The sequence below is a fragment of the Thalassospira marina genome (assembly GCF_002844375.1).
GTDB classification, from domain to species: Bacteria; Pseudomonadota; Alphaproteobacteria; order Rhodospirillales; family Thalassospiraceae; genus Thalassospira; species Thalassospira marina.
The window spans coordinates 376,893-395,355 of the sequence record NZ_CP024200.1; the positions used below are offsets into that span (position 1 = coordinate 376,893).

Below are 18,463 nucleotides of genomic sequence, written 5' to 3' on the forward strand. Positions count from 1 at the left end.
TGCAATGCAACTGAACCTGTTTTACGCTAGGATGGATCAAGATACAAATTCGTGGCGGAGGCAGGCTTATGAAAATCGGTATTGTTGGGGCGGGCATGGTGGGCAGTTCGGCCGGATATGCCATTGCCCTGATGGGAATTGCCAGTTCGGTGATTTTTGTGGATCGCAATGCCGATCTTGCACGTGCCCAGGCCGAAGACATTTCGCATGCTGTGCCGTTCATGTCCTCCTGCGTTGTGCAGGCGGGCGATTATGCCGACCTGAAAGGCGCATCGGTGGTTATTCTGGCCGCTGGTGTCAGCCAGAAACCGGGTGAAACCCGCCTTGAGCTTTTGGGTCGTAACGCCGCGGTTTTTCGCGAAGTCGTTGGCGAAGTTTTGCGCGTTGCCCCCGATGCCATTTTGCTGATTGCATCGAACCCTGTTGATATCATGACCCAGATTACCGCCCGCCTGTCGGGCCTGCCCGCGGAACGGGTGATTGGGTCGGGCACGATCCTTGATACCGCGCGGTTTCGCAGCCTTCTTGGCCGCCATTTGCAAATTTCGCCGCAATCGGTGCATGCCTATGTGCTGGGGGAACATGGGGATAGCGAAGTTCTGGCGTGGTCGAATGCCAGGGCAGGGTCGGAACCGTTATTATCCTTTGCAACGCAGCTTGGCGCGCCCTTGACCGGGGCGATAAAGGCCGAAATTGATGATGGCGTGCGCAATGCGGCCTATAAAATCATTAATGGCAAAGGTGCGACCTATTATGGGATTGGTGCCGGCCTGGCGCGAATTGTGAAATCCATCGCCCAGGACCAGCAGGATGTTTTGTCGGTATCGATTGTCACACGCCATGTCGCCGGGATCGAGGATGTCGCCCTTTCAATCCCGCGTGTTGTGGGTGCGGCTGGCATATGTGCTGATATGATGCCGACCCTGGATGACGGCGAAAACGAAGCCCTGCATCGCAGTGCCAGTATGCTGAAAACAACCATCGAGGCGGTTGAACTGTGAGTGACGGCGCAACAGCCTGCAGGTGACGGTGACGTCATTATTGGAAATTAGATTTTACATATAGAAATATCGCTCATTTCTGGGTGGTGGCGAAGAGAATGCGCGAAAAACGCCTGGCGTTGTCGGTGTCCAAAAGTTAGCCCGGCGGATGCGGATGCGGATGCGGATGCGGATGCGGATGTTGCTGTTGGCGACGATAATGGGGCCGACATTTGGATTGCTGGTAAGGTTACCGGGAATGGGCCAGGCGCGGCCAAGTTTGAAAATGAAGGTGCGGTGAAGATGGGGCAGCAAGAACAGGCGGGGGTGCCGGAAGTGCAGGATGAATCGGGGCAGCCAGCGCCACCAATGCCAACGGATGAAGGTATTCTTGCCTTTCAAAAGCAGGCGGACGGGTTTTATCCACCGGATGCGGTGAATGCCAGCATTGCGCAGCAACGTGAATGGTATGACGCCTTTTGCGCCAGTTTTAATCCGCCAGACCCGGCTGGTTTAACCTATGAAGATGGAGAGATTGCCGGGGTGAAGGTACGGTATTTTCACCCGTCCGCGCAAAAAACCGCCAATTGCCTGCTTTATTTTCATGGGGGCGGGTTTGTTGTGGGGTCGTGCGACAGCCACCATGCCATTTGCGCCGAAATTGCCGAATTTTGCGGGGCAGAGCTGATATCCGTGGATTACCGTTTGGCACCCGAACATGTGTGGCCTGCGGCATCGGATGATGGTTATGCCGTTTTGCGCCACCTGCTGGCGCGTGGGCACTGCATTGTGGTGATTGGCGATAGCGCCGGGGCCAATATTGCCGCAGGCCTGATGGTGCGGGTGATGCAGGAAGGTGGTGGTGATGGTGAGAAAGGCAGTATCGCCGGGCAGGTGCTGGTTTATCCGGCTCTGGGTGGGGATATGACGGCAGGTTCCTATGTGGAAATGGCCGAGGCACCGGGGCTGAGCACGCAGGATGTGCAATATTACCGTGATATTTTACAGGCACCCGACGATGAGGCCGTGGCCTATCCGTTAAAGGCCGGTGACGTTGGAAAGCTGCCACCCGCCTATATTTCATCGGCATTTTTTGATCCGCTGCGTGATGACGGGCGGGATTATGCCGCCAGACTGGCGCGTGCCGGGGTGAATGTGACCTATCGTGAAGAACCGCAAATGGTGCATGGATGGTTGCGCGCCCGAAATATGAGCGTTGGCGCGCGCACAGGATTTGACCATTTATGCAGGGCGATTGCCGGGTTTTGTGACTGAGATTTGCAAAAATAACCCGACCAGAAACAGAAAACGGCCCGTCGTGATCACGGGCCGTTTGCGTGTTTGGTTTCTTTGGTTGTTGCCGCCCGGATTTACATGAAATCGCGGGGAATGGTGCGGTTCCAGGTTTTTTCATAAACCTCGTGGTCACCTTCAACCGCGATGACGCTGGCTTCGATGCGCCAGTCGGTTTGGGTGCAGGTAAGTGTGGCGCGGCAAACAGTGCGGGTAAACCAGCCTTCGCGTTCCATATCGCAGGTCCAAAGGGCATGACCGCGCAGTGATGTTGGATCATCAGGCGAGATCGCCCAGGTTTCATCGCGGATTTGCCGGGTGGACAGGCCAGTATCAGGATGTTCGAACGAACCGGTATCTTCCAGGATGCAATATTCGGTTTTATTGGCGCTGAGGTTATGGCGAACTTCGCGCCGCGTCGTTGCAGGTTGATGTTCGATATAGGTTGGCAGCGGATCGGGGTTTTCCGGTTCCGGCATTTCGATAACCTCGTGATCGCCCAGAAGGGGCAGGGCAAGGTCGATGGATGCGGTATCGATGGTAACACCGGCGTTAAACGGATCGGGCAGGATCAGCGGCCAATAGGATGTTGAAATGGCAATCCGAAGTTTGTGCCCCTTGCGAATGCGATATCCGCAGGCATCAAGAACCACTTTGATGGCAGCTTTTTCGCCCGAAGGCATGGGTTGCGGGTCGTTGTAATTGGCATCAAGGTTGCGATGGGCAAGGTTTAAAACACCAAAGGCAATACGGGCAGCAGTACCATCCGGGTGGATATCGACCAGCCGGACACACAGATTGGCCCAGTCCGCCGCACAGCCGACATCAAGCGTTATTTCGGCACGCCCCAAAAGGTCGAGGTCGTTTTCAAGAATGTTTGTGTCAAAACACAGCGACCCGGCATCATCGCGGGCCTGGTCTATTGCCATTTCGGCATCGGGTTTCAGGGTGAAATATTCACCCGCTGCCGTGCCGGTATCGAGCGGCGATTTTACAAAAACATCGTGCTGGCCATCGGTCGAATGCACCACGGCTTCGGCGTCTTTGGCACCAACAAGGCGGTCATCACGGACATGGAAATGCAGCATTTCCGGTGCCTGCCAGCTTTGTTTGGCGATCCAGAAGCCATTATCATGGTCGCGGCGTGGGGCAGGTTTTACAGCATCAAGGATATAGGCGCGCATTTGCGCAAGGTCTTCGGCACCGTTTTTATCGTCGCGCAGCCAGCGGTTCCACCAGCGGATGGCTTCGCCATGGAAATCGGCGCGCGGTTTGGGCCAGGCAAAATGCGGATATTTATGCACCCAGGGGCCAATCAGGGCCTTGGCGCGGTCCGGCATGCCCTCAATCGCGCGGATGGGGGTATTGCGATAGCCATCGGCCCAGCCCGCCATGACCATCGAGGGGATTTTGACGGCATCAAAATCCTCGCCGATTGAGGCATGTTTCCAGAAATCATCGCGTTTCTGGTGTTCAAGCCATTCTTCAAGGAAGAAAGGTTCGTTTTCCAGGCGTTCCATCCACATATCGCGCCAGCGATCACCGACCAGTTCCGGGTCGGGCGAGCGGGATTGATAGGCCAGCATGGTGGATGCCCAGGAAAGCTGGGCGGCAAGATGACAGCCATTTTTATAATGGATATCGTCATTATAGCGATCCACCGTTGAGGCAATGGAAATGGCCGCCTTTAGGGCAGGGGGCTGTAGTGCTGCGACCTGAAGGCAGTTAAAGCCGCCCCATGAAATGCCCATCATGCCGACAGAACAATTCGACCATGCCTGTTCGGCGATCCAGGCGATGATTTCGCAGGCATTTTCAAGTTCAAGCTGGGTATATTCGCCGTCAATGACCCCGTCAGATTCCCCTGATCCGCGAATATCGACCCGTATCCCGGCAATGCCGGCAGCGGCAAAAACAGGATAGGTGGATTCATCACGCGGGCTGGTGCCATCGCGTTTGCGATAGGGCAGAAATTCCAGCACGGCGGGGACGGGGGTAATATCGGCACTGTTGGGCATCCAGATCCGCGCGGCAAGGCGGGTGCCATCCTTTAAGGTGATCCACTTGTTTTCTATGACGGAATAGGTGCTATTGGGCATTCTTCATACAATCCTTGTGGGCGGGGATGGCAAACGGATCAAAGCCTGAAACCAGTTTGCGGCAGTATTAGGGTAACGTGTTGGGAATAAATAAAACACCGCCCGAACATGGTCCGGGCGGTGTGGGCAGGCGCGTAAAATCAGTTACCGGCGCTTTCCATACGGCGGGTGGCCAGAACTTTTTCCAGCCAGCCCAGTTCCATTTCCGGCACCGATTTAAGCAACAGATCGGTGTAATCGTCGAACGGTGGCGACAGCACGCTGGAACGCGGGCCGAAATCCACCAGTTTACCCTGCAGCATCACGGCTACTGAATCGGCAATTGCGCGCACAATTGCGATATCGTGGGTGATGAACAGATAGGAAACCTGGGTTTCCTTTTGCAGGCGCATCAGCAGATCAAGGATGCCTTCGGCCACCAGCGGGTCCAGTGCGGATGTTGGTTCATCGCACAGGATCAGTTCCGGTTCGGCGGCAAGGGCGCGGGCAATGGCGACACGCTGTTTTTGCCCGCCGGAAAGTTCGGCGGGGTAACGGTCGTAAAAGCCTGAACCCATTTCGATTTCATCAAGTAGTTCCTGCACCCGTTCCTTTTTCTTGCGGCCGCGCAGGCCGAAATAAAAGGTGAGCGGCCGGCCAATGATTTGCCCCACCGTCTGGCGCGGGTTCATCGCGGTATCGGCCATTTGATAGATCAGCTGGATACGGCGCAACTGGTCGCGGCTGCGCTGTTTGTGCTGCGGGGGAAGGTCGGTATCGGCAAAGGTGATGGACCCTTCGCTGGGAGGCAAAAGGCCGGTAATTACACGGGCGAGGGTGGATTTTCCCGAGCCGGATTCACCCACCACGGCCAGGGTTTGACCGCGCGGCACATGCAGCGATACATCGTGCAGCACCTTGAAGCCATTGCCATAGGATGCCGAAACATTATTGACCGATAGCAGCGCCTTGGACTGGTCCTTGGCTTCGCGCTGTTTGGTCTGGCGAACAGATATCAGGGCCTGGGTGTATTCTTCCTGGGGGGCCTCGATAATCTGCTGGACGGTACCATATTCCACGGTGTTGCCGTGGCGCAGCACCATGATGTCATCGGAAATCTGGGCGACAACGGCCAGATCGTGGGTGATGTAAAGGGCCGCAGTGCCGGTTTCCTCGATGGCGTTTTTGATGGCGGCCAGAACATCGATCTGGGTGGTAACATCCAGCGCGGTTGTGGGTTCGTCAAAAACGATCAGTTCGGGGTTGGAGCACAGCGCCATTGCCGTCATGGCACGTTGCAACTGCCCGCCTGAAACCTGGTGGGGGTAACGGTCGCCAAAGTTTTCCGGGTCGGGCAGGCCTAAAATCTGGAACAGATAAAGCGCGCGGGCGCGGGCTTCATCACGGGTCATCAGGCCATGTTCAAGGGTTGCCTCGATAACCTGATCGCCCAGCTTGTGTGCCGGGTTAAAGGCGGCTGCTGCCGATTGGGCAACATAACAGACACGCGCCCCGCGAATTTTGCGAATGCCTTTTTTATCGGCCTTGAGGATATCTTCGCCGTCCAGCAGGACTTCGCCGCCGGTAATGCGCACCCCACCCCGGCCATAGGCCAGTGCTGAAAGGCCGATGGTGGATTTGCCTGCACCGGATTCCCCGATCAGGCCAAGGACCTTGCCCCGTTCAAGATCGAAGGAAACGCCATGGACGATTTCGATATCCTTGGGGTCTTCGCCCGGGGGGTAAACCGTGGCACCGATGCGCAGATTGCGTACAGATAACATATTAGCCATCACCACGGCCCCCCTTCAGGCTGGAAGTTCGTTTCAGAAGCCAGTCCACAACCATATTCACGCAAATTGCCAGGGCGGCAATTGCGCCACCGGGAATAAGGGCCGCGGAAATGCCAAAGATGATGCCATCCTTGTTATCCTTGACCATGCCGCCCCAGTCGGCCGCAGGCGGTTGAATGCCCAGCCCCAGAAAGGACAGGGTGGAGAGGAACAGGATGGAAAAGGCAAAGCGCAAACCAAATTCGGCCAGAAGCGGGCTTAGGGTATTGGGCAGGATTTCGCGGAAAATGATCCACATTTTGCCTTCACCGCGCAGTTTGGCGGCTTCGACAAATTCCATGACCGCCACATCAAGGGCAACGGCACGGCCCAGCCGGTAAACGCGCGTGGAATCCAGAACCGCCATCACGGCAATCAGGATCCAGAGGCTTTGCGGGAGAACCGCCAGCACCACCAAAGCAAAGATCAGGGTTGGGATCGACATCATCAGGTCGTTAAAGCGCGAGAGGCCCTGATCAATGATGCCGCGCGAAACGGCAGCAGTGAAGCTGAGGAAAATGCCGATCGAAAAGGAAAGGATCGACGCGGCAAGGGCGACAAACAGGGTGGTGCGGGCGCCAAAGATAAGGCGCGAAAGCAGGTCACGGCCCAGATTGTCGGTGCCAAGAAGATGCTGGGCATCGGCGGCAAGCCAGATATCGCCAACAATTTCACGTTCGCCATAAGGAGCCAGCAGGGGCGCAAAAATGGCGCAGCCAAATGCCAGGAAAATGCCAATCAGGCCGATCCAGGCAGTGATGGGAATTTCACGTAATCTCATCGCGGGTGCCTCAGTTTCGGGTTGGCAACAATGGCGATCAGATCGGCAACCATGTTCAGCAGGATGTAAACGGCCGCAAAAATAAGGCCACAGGCCTGTACAACGGGCATGTCGCGCACGGTAACGGCATCGACCATATACTGGCCCATGCCGGGATAGACAAAAACCACCTCGACGACGACTACACCCACCACCAGATAGGCAAGGTTCAGGGCCACGACATTGACAATTGGCGCAATGGCGTTGGGGGCCGCGTGTTTGATGATGGTTTTAAAGGCACCAAGGCCCTTAAGTTCTGCGGTTTCCATATAGGCCGATGACATGACGCTGATAATGGCGGCGCGTGTCATGCGCATCATATGGGCCAGAACCACAAAAACCAGCGTTGCGGTTGGCAGGGCAATGGCAGAAAGGCGGTCGGCAAAGGACATACCGTCATAGACCGTGGCCGGGAAACTGGCGACGCCGAACTTGACGGCGAAAAACAGGATCAGCAGATAGCCAATAAAAAATTCGGGCAGGGAAATGGCTGCCAGCGAAATGATGTTGATGATGCGGTCAGGCACCCGGTTGCGAAAATGAACGGCCAGCATGCCAAGGCCCACAGCCAGTGGCACGGATATGATGGCCGCACAGAATGCAAGAAACAGCGAATTCCCCAGACGTTTGCCGATTTGCTCGGAAACCGAATTTCCGCTGGCCCAGCTTTTGCCGAAATCACCCTGCACGGCATTGCCCAGCCATTCAAAATAGCGGGTCGTTACAGGGCGTTCGAGGCCAAGCTGCGAACGGATATTGGCAATGGCCTGTGGGGTTGCGGACTGCCCGAGATAGGTTTGGGCAAAATCACCCGGCAAGGCTTCCACACCACCAAATATCAGGATCGAGACAGCCAGCAATAAACCGGCACTAAGCCCCAGCCTTTGCAGGATCAGGACTGTCAGCGGGTAACGCTGTTTCAAACGGCGACGGCGCGGTTGGCCGTCTTCCATGGCAGTATCCATGGGGCGATTTCTCCTTGATGAATGCCTGAACCGGAAACGGGGCTGCATGCACCTTTGGTTTGGCTGGCCGGTTGTGGGCCCGGCTGCATACGGGTGTGGCGCGTAACGTTCTGGCACATGATGCAGGCCCGCCTGCCAGCCGCGCTGGCGGGCAAGGGGGCTGCATATTTCCGATCAGGCGAAATCAGTTTGGGGGAACTGCCAGTATGGGCTGGCAGTTCCGGGCATGTGGGCGGGGCTGACGGGATGGCCCCACAAGGTGTTACCCTTCAAGCCAGACGCGGGTGGCGACATAGCCATTCGACATGTCGTTACCGATATCGTGAACATAGCCTTTGAGCTTTTTGTTCGAGGCATTCACGAAATCGTTGAACATCGGCAGGATCAGGCCGCCTTCATCGCGGACCATCATTGCCATGTCGCGATACATTTCCTTGCGCTTTGCCTGGTCAAGTTCGGCACGCGCGCTCAGCAGAAGTTTGTCGAAATCTTCGCGCTTGAAGCGGGTGTCGTTCCAGTCTGCGGTGGAAAGATAGGCGGTGGAATACATCTGGTCCTGGGTCGGGCGACCGCCCCAATAGGAGGTCGAGAACGGCTGAACGTTCCAGACATTGGACCAGTAGCCATCACCCGGTTCACGTTTTACTTCGATATTGATACCGGCCTTTTTCGCGCTTTCCTGATAAAGCACGGCGGCGTCAACGGCACCCGGGAAGGCAACATCGGATGTGCGCAGCAGAACAGACCCGTCATGGCCGGACTTTTTATAGTGGAATTTGGCCTTGTCGGGGTCATAGGTGCGCTGTTCGATGCCTTCGGGGAACAGGGCATAGGTTTCGTTGATCGGGAAATCGTTACCGACTTTGCCGTAACCACCCAGAATTTTCTGAACCATGGTTTCACGGTCCATGGCGTATTTCAGGGCAAGGCGCAGGTCGTTATTGTCAAACGGGGCGGTGTCACAATGCATAATGAAAACATAGTGACCACGACCGGATGTTTGCAGGATATCAACGGTCGGGGCGCGTTTGAGCAGGCTGACGGTTTTGGGATCAACGCGGTTGATGTAATGAACCTGGCCCGATGACAGGGCGGCAACGCGGGCGGTTGCGTCGTTCATCACGATCATTTCGATGCTATCGACATAACCGCGGTCCGAACGCCAGTCATTTTCGTTTTTCTCGAATGTGGCGCGCACACCGGCATCATAGGTTTTCAGCTTGTAAGGGCCGGTGCCGATGGCCGAATTCGGCTCGTCCACACCACCACTCGGCTGAATGACAAGGTGATAGTCGGTCAAAAGCAGCGGCAGGTCGGCATTGCCTTCGGTCAGTGACACGACAAGCTTGTCGCCATCAGCCTTGATTTCGGTGATGGATTTCAAAATACCCAGCGCGCCGGATTCAGATTTTTCATCCGTGTGACGATGCAGGGTTTTTACCACGTCATCGATGGTCAGTTCCTTGCCATTGTGGAACTGCACGCCTTTGCGGATTTTGAAGGTCCAGGTCGATGCATCGGCCGAGGATTCCCAGGATTCAGCCAGTGCAGGCACGGCCGTACCATCATGCGGGTGGCTTTCGACCAGGGTATCACCCCAGTTGCGGCCCATGACAAAGGTGAACTGGGACTGGGATTTGGCCGGGTCGATAATGTCGGTTGCCGAACCACCCTGAAGACCGAGTTTGAGGTGACCACCGCGTTTGGGTTCGCCTTCGGCGGCTTTGGCAGCCTTGGAATAAAGGCTGCTGGCAGCGGCCAGCGTCATGCCTGCCGCCATCGAGCTTGCGATAAATTCGCGGCGGTTCAGGCCATGTGATTTCACGCGGTCTGTCAAATGTTTAAGTGGGTCAGTCATCCCCGATTTTCCTTTTTTGTGTTTAAATAATTACTGATCCGGTTGGGTTGGCCCTTGTTGTTGATTGTTTGGGCAAACCTTTTGGGTATGGTCATTATTCGGCCCGACCCGCCAGCCGGCGGACACGGAAAGGGCCGTTAGAAACCGCAATGGTTGTGTCGCTGAATTCCCCCCTGAATGACCTGTGTGTTACCCTTGAAACCTGTGCGCATGCGTCCGGGAAAACGGTGCTTCGCGTATTTAAGGCAAGGCGATCAACGCCCGGCTTTGCGAATTGTTCCCCTTCAACATTCGTACAAAGTTTACACCACATTCGGTGACCGATTGTTATGGTTGCACGACAGGAAGGCTCCTGACAACCCAAGGGGTGAGGGTTAATCCTTAGATTTTATGTAAGTAACTGTTATTTATTAATAATTATAGGAAGAAGAATCGTGGGAATAGCGTCAAAGGATGCTTTGACATCAAAATAAATCGCGCTGTGCGGGAATGAAAATTTTAAACGCTCAAAAAACGATTCCTGACGGATCAGGTGTTTCATGTCGTCCTGGGCAATCAGCAACGGAACAATTGTTACACAAAGTTGCGCCACCTTGCCGGGCAGGTCAAAAGCTTGCCACACAAATTGTTCAATTGAAAACCGTAAAATTCAAATATGAACATAACTGGTGGTTATGATGACGCGAATGAATGCGCAGGCACATCTAATGCAATTAATGGTTGCGTCAGAGGTGGCAGGATAAAGCGGGCCTAGCTCGCCCGTTATGGCGCATCAAATGGCGTGGTTAGACGGGGTATGGAGATATAACAGGGGAAGCCCTTTTCCGGGACCGGAAGGGACTTCCCCATATGTTTTGGTGTGACGCCGGGGCAGCATGGCCCGTGTTTATTGCCAGCGTATCCGTGCTGGTTATTCAAGGTTTTTAATTACTGCGCGGCCAAATTCGCTGCAGCTTGCCGTGCCGCCAAGGTCGCGGGTTCGGCTTTGCGGGGTTTGCAGGGTTTTGATGATGGCGGAATCAAGTGCGTGTGCGGCAGTTTGCAGATCGGATCGCTTTGCCTGTTTGCCTTTCCAGTCCATCAGAAGGACCGTTGAAAAGAGCAGCGATGCCGGATTTGCCAGATTTTTCCCGGCAATATCGGGGGCGGAACCATGGGATGCCTGGGCAATGGCAATGTCATCCCCGGCATTAAGCGACCCGGAAAGACCCAGCCCCCCGGCAAGTTCGGCGGCCTCGTTTGAAAGGATATCGCCAAACATGTTGGTGGTGACAATGACATCATAAGCCGCAGGATGGCGGATAAGAAGGGATGCCATTGCGTCAATATGTTCATCGTCAATCACAAGGTCGCCCTGCTGGCTGGCGGCCTTTTGGGCCTCGGACAGGAACAGGCCGTCGCTGAGTTTCAGGACATTGGCCTTATGAACGATGGTCAGATGTTTGCGCCGAAGGGCGGCCAGTTGGGCCGCAACCCGCGCAATGCGAAAACTGCCATTGCGGGTGATTTTGCGGGTGGCCAGGGCAAGATCGGGTGTTGGCATGCATTCGCCGCTGCCGGCAAACATGGTGCGGTCGGCATAAAAGCCTTCGGTATTTTCGCGCACAATGATCAGGTCCATATCCGGGGCAACTGCCGGAAGTCCCGGTATGGCGCGTGAGGGACGGATATTGGCGTAAAGATCCAGCTTGATGCGCAATGCCGCCGAAGGGTTGACCCCGCCCTGATCGGCGGGGGGATAATGGGCGGTATCAACCGGGCCAAGGATGGTCATATCGGTATTGCGAACACGTTCGATCAGCGCGTTCGTAATGGTGATGTCGTGCTTTTCCAGCGAGGAAAAACCGACATCATCCTCGGCAAAGTTAAGGTGCAGATCAAAAAGCCGGTTGAGTTTTTCAAGAACCGTGCGGGAGACGGCGGTAATTTCAGGGCCGATGCCATCACCCGGTAAAAACAGTACATCCATTAGCGGGCATCTCCTGCCAGCAGGGTTTCGGGCACCAGAACCCGCCCTTCAAACAACCGCCTTGCAGTGCGGATGACCCCGCCCGAAATAACGGAAAGATTGGGGCCGGAACCATCGATTGTCAGTTCAACATCGATGCTGCCGCTGGGATGTTCGATTTTGATCCATTGTTGTGGCACGACCTTAAGGTCGATCATGCCATCCGTAATGCTGCCCGAAAGGGATGCACAACTGGCAACACAAATGGCGCCGGTTACCGCATGGGTGGCGTGGCAGTTATGGGGCACAAAATAACGCGATGTAATGTGCCCGCCCTGTGCCGGTTCGGAAAGAATGGCCATTTTGGGCACCACCTTGCCGGTACAATCGCCAAGACCCATCAGCACGGATGCCTTTTGGCGCACGGCCTCCATCCTTGAAAGAAGGTCCTTGTCGGCGTCGAGTTCGGCCTTGCTTTCGCGGCCGGTAAGGCCAAGATCGCGGGCACGAAACATGACCATTGGCACCGCCACATCAATACAGGTGACTTCAAGGCCATCGATATAATTGATGGGTTTGCCGGTGGGCAGCAACCGGCCGGTTTTGCTGCCCATGATTTCCTTGAACCGTAAAATAAGCGGTGCGGCGGTTCCCGGTACGCCATCAATGGCGGCATCACCGGTATAGATAACGCGCCCGTCCGGTGTGGGGACGACGGCATCAACCAGCGCACCAACATTGCGGTTATAAATCCGTACCAGGGTCTGATCACCGGTGATGGGGACCAGGCCCGCCTCGATGGCAAACGGGGCGACAGCAGCAGTCATGTTGCCGCAATTGGGGTTAACGTCCACTTCCGGCCGGTCGATTGCCACCTGGGCAAACAAAAATTCCACATCGGCGTCGGGGCGGTTTGACGGCCCGACAATGCAGCTTTTGCTGGTCAGGGTATCGGCCCCGCCAATGCCATCGATCTGGCGTTTGTCGGGGGACCCCATGGCAGCAAGCAGGATGCGATCGCGCAGGGTGACATCCTCGGGAAGATCGGCTGCCAGAAAGATTGGCCCCTTGGATGTTCCGCCGCGCATCATGACGCAGGGAACGGCATGTTGATCATTAAGGATTTGGGTTTGAGGTTGGGTCTGGGTCATGATGATTATCCCAACGGCCAGGGAAGATCGACCAGGTCCTGAAGCAGGCCACCCGGGAAATCGAGCACAAGCGACCAGGCCAGGAAGGACATGCCGCCCATTGCCAGTACTGTGAGAAGGATGGTGCGGGTCCAGGAGGCTTCGGCCTTAAGACGCAGGAAGGCGATGAAAAAGCCGGTAATCGCGATCAGGAAACCAAACAGTGCTGTTCCCGCGACAAGCCCGCCAACCCAGAAGACATAATGCCAAAGACCGGCGGTGGGTTTTTCATCTTGGTGGGCAAGGTCAAATTCATGGTCGAAATTGGCACCATGCGACGGTGGGCTGACCACGAGCTGCCAGAGCAGAACCGCCGTTACCACAAACATGACCACCGAAACCGCACCGGTGAAAACGCTGCCCAGGAACGAATGCTGGGTCGCATCCCAGATGCCAAGCGCAAAGATCGCAAGGATCAAACCGGCAAACAGAATTTGCGGCAGGCGGTTGGGCGAATGGGAATGGCTGCGTTCTTCTTCCTCGACCGGGTTTACCGGCTGTTTGCGCATGCCCATGACGATGGAAATGATCGTCAGTGCCAGAATGATCATGACACCCGGACGCAGCAGGAAGCCCCAGTCATAGAATTGTAGCGCCTGATAAAGGTAGGTTTCGGTGTTGGAAGCCAGTACAAAACCAATCAGGAAAGCCGGACGCGGCCAGCCAAACCGTTTCATCAGAACGCCCAGAACGCCAAGGGCAAGAAGGGCGATCATGTCGGAAAGGGAACGGGTTGCCTGGAAGGCGGCAAAGCAGATGATGGTAATCATGAACGGCGCAAGATAGCCGTATTTGATGGTCGTCAGCTTTGAAACAAAAGGCGACAGCAGCAGCGCACCACCCGCACCGACCACGTTGGCAATCGCCAGCGACCAGATGATGGTGTAGGTGATGTCAAGGTCACGACCAACCATGGCCGGGCCAGCTTCAAGGCCGATCAGGACCATGCCGCCCAGAAAAACCGCCATGCTGCCCGAACCGGGGATACCAAACAGAAGGGTCGGAACAAGGCCGCCGCCTTCCTTGGCGTTATTGGCACTTTCCGGGGCCAGAACCCCGCGAATATCGCCTTTGCCAAATTGGGATTTATCCTTGGCGGTCTGCACAACGTGGCCATAGGCGATCCAGTCAACGACACTGCCGCCAAGGCCGGGCAGGGCACCAACGATGCTGCCAAGACCTGCACAGCGCAGGCACAGCCATTTATGGCGGATCATGTCGCGGACACCGTCTTTCCAGCCCGAACCAAGGGTGCCGTTATCGGAAATGGACCGGTTCTGACGGCAAAGATCGATAATTTCGGGGAAGGCAAACATGCCAAGGCCGACAATCACCAGCGGCAGGCCATCCATCAGATAGATGGAATCAAAGCTCATGCGAAGTTCGCCGGTCGCAGGCGCCGCGCCAAGCGCACCGAGCAGAAGACCAAGGCCGGATGCAATAATACCCTTGGGCAGGCTTTTACCTGCCAGAACCCCGACCATTGACAGGCCCAGAACGGCCAGCATGAACAGTTCGGCTGAACCGAATGCCAGAATAAGCGGGCGGGCAATAACGACAAAGCCGGTCAGGATGATGGCACCAACCAGCCCGCCAAACAGCGATGCCGAAAACGCCGCACCCAGTGCGCGTGCGCCGTGGCCTTTTTTGGCCAGCGGGAAGCCATCAAGCACGGTGGCCTGCGAGGCGCTGGAGCCGGGAATACCCATCAGCACCGATGTAAAGGTGTCCGATGTGGGGATTACGGCCACAAGACCAATCAGCATCGCCAGTGCAGAAATCTGGTCCATGCCATAGATGAAGGGCAAAAGCAGGGACAGCCCCACAATGCCGCCCAGCCCCGGCAGGATACCGACAATCATTCCCATTCCCACGCCGAGCATCAGATACATCAGATGTTGGGGCTGCGTGAAATGAGACAAAGCTGTCATCATTGCATCAAGCATTTAGAAAAAACTCCGGCAAAAGGCAAAGTTCGCCCGTTCCCTGCAAACGACCACAAGGTCGGAGGGTGAGAAAAAGAGGGGGTGGACAAGGCCACCCCGGATTAGAAAAGGGAAAGGTTCAGGTTTTCAGGATCAGAACTGGACCGAATATTTGTCGGTCAGCCATTTTTGAACCCAGCTACGGGCTTCTTCCGGAACATTTGTCGCCTGGCGGAAGATACGTTCGGCCGGTTCACCAACGATCTGTTTGTATTCGCCAAGGGTTGCCTCGCGATCAGCAAGGAAGCTTTTGTCTTCGGTTGCCGCAACGGCAGCCGCACGGTAGGCCTCAACAATGTTTTCCGGCGTGTCTTTGGGCAGGAAAACCATTTTCTGGGCCGGGAAACCGGCAATAAAGAACGCCTTGTATGCTTCCCATGCCGGGCCGGACGGCTTTTCGCCCTTCATCATTTCATAGGCTTCGGGGAAGCTGGGCAGATCCGGGAAGGACGGATCGCGAATGATGTTGCCGTCATCATCCATCGCACCCCATGAAAACAGCGGAACAGCCGTGCCGATATCGATCAGCGGGGTGACGTTATTGATAAAGGCCGACGAGGTCTGATAGTCGATATTGACTTCACCACGTTCAAAGGCAAGGCGGCCCGCACCACGGCCCTTCATGCCAAATACGGCATCAACATCAAGACCCAGCAGTTCAAATGCCAGCAGCGGCACCAGATCAAGCGAGGTGGCACCCTGGCTGCCATAGCGCAGGTGGATGTCTTTAAGGGTGTTCAAATCGGCCGCGGATTTAACGCCCAGGTCCGAATTGACATAGACAACGCCGCCAGTGGGCGATGCCAGAATAACGCGCCAGTCGCGCATTTCGTACTGCACGCGTTTGTCACGCAGCAGATACGGGAACTGGGTTGAACCCGAGGTGCCAATGGCTGTCAGGCCATCGGCCTTGGCGCGGGCTTCAAACTGGTTCGCACCCGAGGTCGAACCGCCACCGGGAATGTTTTTGACAACGACGGTCGGTTTGCCCGGCAGAAAAACGCTGAAATAGGGTGCCCAGAAACGTCCCCACGTATCTGTACCGCCGCCTTCGCCAAACGGAATGATAAGTTCGACGCGGTCACCTGAAAAATCCGCATCCTGGGCCATTGCGGTACCGGTCAGGCCGCAGGCAAGGGCGGCTGCAGCGCAAACCGCTTTTACTGAATGGTTGAAAGATCGTCCCCACGACATCTGGTATTCCCTCCGATAATGTTGTTGTCTCTCCATCGGAAGGATGCGAACTGCACATGATATGGATGATGTACAAACAAACGATTTCCTCCCGATCAGGCATTCGGCTGTTATTGTTGTTCCGGTCATTGCCGGGATGCCGTTCCCCTGTGAAAAGCAATCTAGTCGATAAATGCTGTCAGTTTGCTGTCTATGTTGTAATTTTTAATCCTTGGATTGAATTTCGATGTTAATGAAGTCAGATGCGCATACTCATCGTAGAAGATAACCTTGTTTTAGCTGACAAAATTGCCGCAGCGATGCGGCAGATGGAACATGCTGTCGATGTGGTTCATGACGGCGAAGATGCGCTGCGGCTGGTATTGCAGGAAACTTTCGACCTTTTGATTCTGGACCTGTCATTGCCAGGTGTGGACGGTTTGGACATTTTAAAGACCGTGCGCATCCGCAAAATCAATCTGCCCGTGATGATTTTAACGGCGCGCGGCAACCTTGATGAACGGGTTGCCGGCCTTGATGCCGGTGCAGATGATTATATGGTCAAGCCGTTTGAGCTTTGCGAGCTGGAAGCACGCGCCCGTGCGCTTTTGCGGCGAAATGTCGGGGTGCGAAACCCTGATATATCGGTAGGCGAACTGGTTTTTAATTCCATTGACCGGTCTGTGACGATTTCGGGCGAGCCGGTATTGCTGACGCCGCGTGAACGCGGGGTACTGGAAGTGTTGTTGCTCAATATCAGTCAGGTGATCAGCAAGGAACGCATTGCCCTGCATCTGTTTGGTTTTGATGATGAAGCCAGTGTCAAATCGATTGAACTTTACATCAGCAGGCTGCGTAAAAAGATCGCGAAAAGCAGTGTCGAAGTCCGAACAATTCGCGGCCTAGGCTATATGATTGACGAATGACGGAAAACCTTAAAACCACTTCGCTGCGCGCACGATTGCTGATGTGGCTGCTGTTACCGGGCATGATCATGGCGACCGGCCTGCTTGCCAAAAACTACCTTTCGGTCAGCGAGGTTGCCAACCGCATCCAGGACCGGTTGCTGGTCGCGCTGGCGGTGACGATTTCTGAACATGCGATCAAATCCAGTGGGGATTTGTTATCGCGCGATATTGAATTGCTGCTGGAACAGTTTACCCGCGATAACACCTATTACCGCGTTCAGGGCCCGGACGGGGCATTTGTCACCGGTGATTTCGGGCTGCCGCGCCCGCCGCAGGATGTGGTTTTGCAGCCCGGCGTTCCTTATTTTTACAATGCCCATTACCGCAACGAAGATGTGCGTGCGGTAACCATGAAATATCTGGTTTCCGACCCGTCATCGAATGTGCATGGCTGGGTCAGCATCGATGTGAACCAGACACGGCGCCAGCGTGACAGCCTGATCTATGATGAATTGATGGGGTCGACCACGGATTATCTGGTGTTGATGTTTCTAAGCGGCATTTTTGCCTGGATTGGTGTTTCACATGGTCTGGCACCCTTGCAGCGCCTGCAACAGGCCATTCGCCGCCGCTCAACCGATGATCTGCGCCCCATTCGCCATGCCATGCCCAAGGAAGTGACCGAAGTTGTCAGTTCTTTAAATGCGCTTCTGGCACGGCTTGAAAGTTCGATCACCGCCAATCAGCGATTTATTGCCGATGCCTCGCACCAGTTGCGCACCCCGCTTGCCGCTGTGCAGGCCGAGGCGGAATGGGCACTTCGCAATATTCACAGTGACGAGGACCGCCAGGCGCTGGAACGGATTGTTGAGCAAACCCGCGAAACTGCCCGTCTGACTTCGCAGCTTTTGAATTTGGCGCGTGTTTCACCCGAAGGGCGCAAGGCGGGAACGTTATCCAAGGTTAATCTGCTGAGCTTTGCGGCCCGGGTAACGGCGGAAAAAGTGCGGGCCGCCCTTAATTATGAAATTGATCTGGGGTTTGATGATCAAAGCGACGGGCTGAATTGCGAAATTGAAACCGGCAACGAAGTGTTGCTGCGCGAAGCCCTGTGCAACCTGATTGATAATGCCATGATCTACAGCCCGGCAGGGTCCACCATTACGGTGCGTGTGATTGGCAGCGGTGCCGTCACCGGGCCGATTATCGAGGTGGAAGATAACGGGCCGGGCATTGCACCGGAGGATCGCGAACGGGTGCTGGGCCGGTTTGTGCGCCTGGAAAATGCTAACAAGCAGGGATGCGGGCTGGGCCTTGCGATTGTCAAGGAAGTGGCCGATGCCCATGATGCGGTTTTAAGCTTGGAAGACGGGGTAGATGGCAAAGGATTGCGGGTTCGTATTGCCTTTCGGTGATGGAATGGACCCATGCAA

At 55.6% G+C, this 18,463-nt stretch carries 14 protein-coding genes; 4 read left to right on the forward strand and 10 right to left on the reverse strand.

What is annotated here, in order from left to right; all coding sequences use genetic code 11:
* The first annotated feature begins 68 nt into the window (after positions 1-68).
* Together CSC3H3_RS21890 and CSC3H3_RS21900 are read left to right on the forward strand one after the other, a co-directional pair.
* Complete coding sequence (locus tag CSC3H3_RS21890) at positions 69-1,001, forward strand: L-lactate dehydrogenase (protein WP_101268735.1); 933 nt, start codon at positions 69-71, stop codon at positions 999-1,001.
* 282 nt (positions 1,002-1,283) lie between these two features.
* Complete coding sequence (locus tag CSC3H3_RS21900; RefSeq protein WP_101286534.1) at positions 1,284-2,255, forward strand: alpha/beta hydrolase; 972 nt, start codon at positions 1,284-1,286, stop codon at positions 2,253-2,255.
* A gap of 95 nt (positions 2,256-2,350) precedes the next feature.
* Here the strand turns inward: CSC3H3_RS21900 and CSC3H3_RS21905 are convergent, their stop codons facing one another.
* From CSC3H3_RS21905 to CSC3H3_RS21950, 10 genes are all read right to left on the reverse strand, one after another.
* Positions 2,351-4,372, reverse strand: coding sequence for a CocE/NonD family hydrolase (locus CSC3H3_RS21905; protein ID WP_101286535.1), 2,022 nt, complete (start codon positions 4,370-4,372; stop codon positions 2,351-2,353).
* 140 nt (positions 4,373-4,512) lie between these two features.
* Positions 4,513-6,144, reverse strand: a complete 1,632-nt coding sequence (locus tag CSC3H3_RS21910) for an ABC transporter ATP-binding protein (protein ID WP_101286536.1) — start codon at positions 6,142-6,144, stop codon at positions 4,513-4,515.
* Positions 6,137-6,964, reverse strand: coding sequence for an ABC transporter permease (locus CSC3H3_RS21915; protein ID WP_101268727.1), 828 nt, complete (start codon positions 6,962-6,964; stop codon positions 6,137-6,139). The genes CSC3H3_RS21910 and CSC3H3_RS21915 overlap by 8 nt, the downstream gene beginning before the upstream one ends.
* On the reverse strand, positions 6,961-7,968 hold the full coding sequence (locus tag CSC3H3_RS21920; protein WP_165791881.1) for an ABC transporter permease: 1,008 nt from the start codon (positions 7,966-7,968) through the stop codon (positions 6,961-6,963). The genes CSC3H3_RS21915 and CSC3H3_RS21920 overlap by 4 nt, the downstream gene beginning before the upstream one ends.
* 262 nt (positions 7,969-8,230) lie before the next feature.
* Positions 8,231-9,826, reverse strand: a complete 1,596-nt coding sequence (locus tag CSC3H3_RS21925; RefSeq protein ID WP_101286538.1) for an ABC transporter substrate-binding protein — start codon at positions 9,824-9,826, stop codon at positions 8,231-8,233.
* Positions 9,827-10,229: 403 nt separating this feature from the next.
* Entirely contained in the window at positions 10,230-10,448 is a 219-nt protein-coding gene (locus CSC3H3_RS21930; protein ID WP_101286539.1) for a hypothetical protein, read from the reverse strand.
* A gap of 288 nt (positions 10,449-10,736) precedes the next feature.
* The gene (locus CSC3H3_RS21935) at positions 10,737-11,795 is read right to left on the reverse strand and encodes an isocitrate/isopropylmalate dehydrogenase family protein (RefSeq protein ID WP_101286540.1); all 1,059 of its coding nucleotides are present in this window, start codon (positions 11,793-11,795) and stop codon (positions 10,737-10,739) included.
* Complete coding sequence (locus CSC3H3_RS21940) at positions 11,795-12,925, reverse strand: 4-oxalomesaconate tautomerase (protein WP_101286541.1); 1,131 nt, start codon at positions 12,923-12,925, stop codon at positions 11,795-11,797. The genes CSC3H3_RS21935 and CSC3H3_RS21940 overlap by 1 nt, the downstream gene beginning before the upstream one ends.
* A 5-nt stretch (positions 12,926-12,930) precedes the next feature.
* Complete coding sequence (locus CSC3H3_RS21945; protein WP_101268715.1) at positions 12,931-14,910, reverse strand: tripartite tricarboxylate transporter permease; 1,980 nt, start codon at positions 14,908-14,910, stop codon at positions 12,931-12,933.
* Positions 14,911-15,042: 132 nt separating this feature from the next.
* Entirely contained in the window at positions 15,043-16,143 is a 1,101-nt protein-coding gene (locus CSC3H3_RS21950) for a type 2 periplasmic-binding domain-containing protein (RefSeq protein ID WP_101268713.1), read from the reverse strand.
* A 242-nt stretch (positions 16,144-16,385) separates the two neighbouring features.
* On the opposite strand from CSC3H3_RS21950, the gene CSC3H3_RS21955 reads away from it, so the two are divergent.
* Together CSC3H3_RS21955 and CSC3H3_RS21960 are read left to right on the forward strand one after the other, a co-directional pair.
* Complete coding sequence (locus tag CSC3H3_RS21955) at positions 16,386-17,048, forward strand: response regulator (RefSeq protein WP_101268712.1); 663 nt, start codon at positions 16,386-16,388, stop codon at positions 17,046-17,048.
* Positions 17,045-18,445: a sensor histidine kinase gene (locus CSC3H3_RS21960; protein ID WP_101286542.1), complete on the forward strand. Its 1,401-nt coding sequence runs from the start codon at positions 17,045-17,047 to the stop codon at positions 18,443-18,445. Before CSC3H3_RS21955 ends, CSC3H3_RS21960 begins: the two co-directional genes overlap by 4 nt.
* Positions 18,446-18,463: the final 18 nt, after the last annotated feature.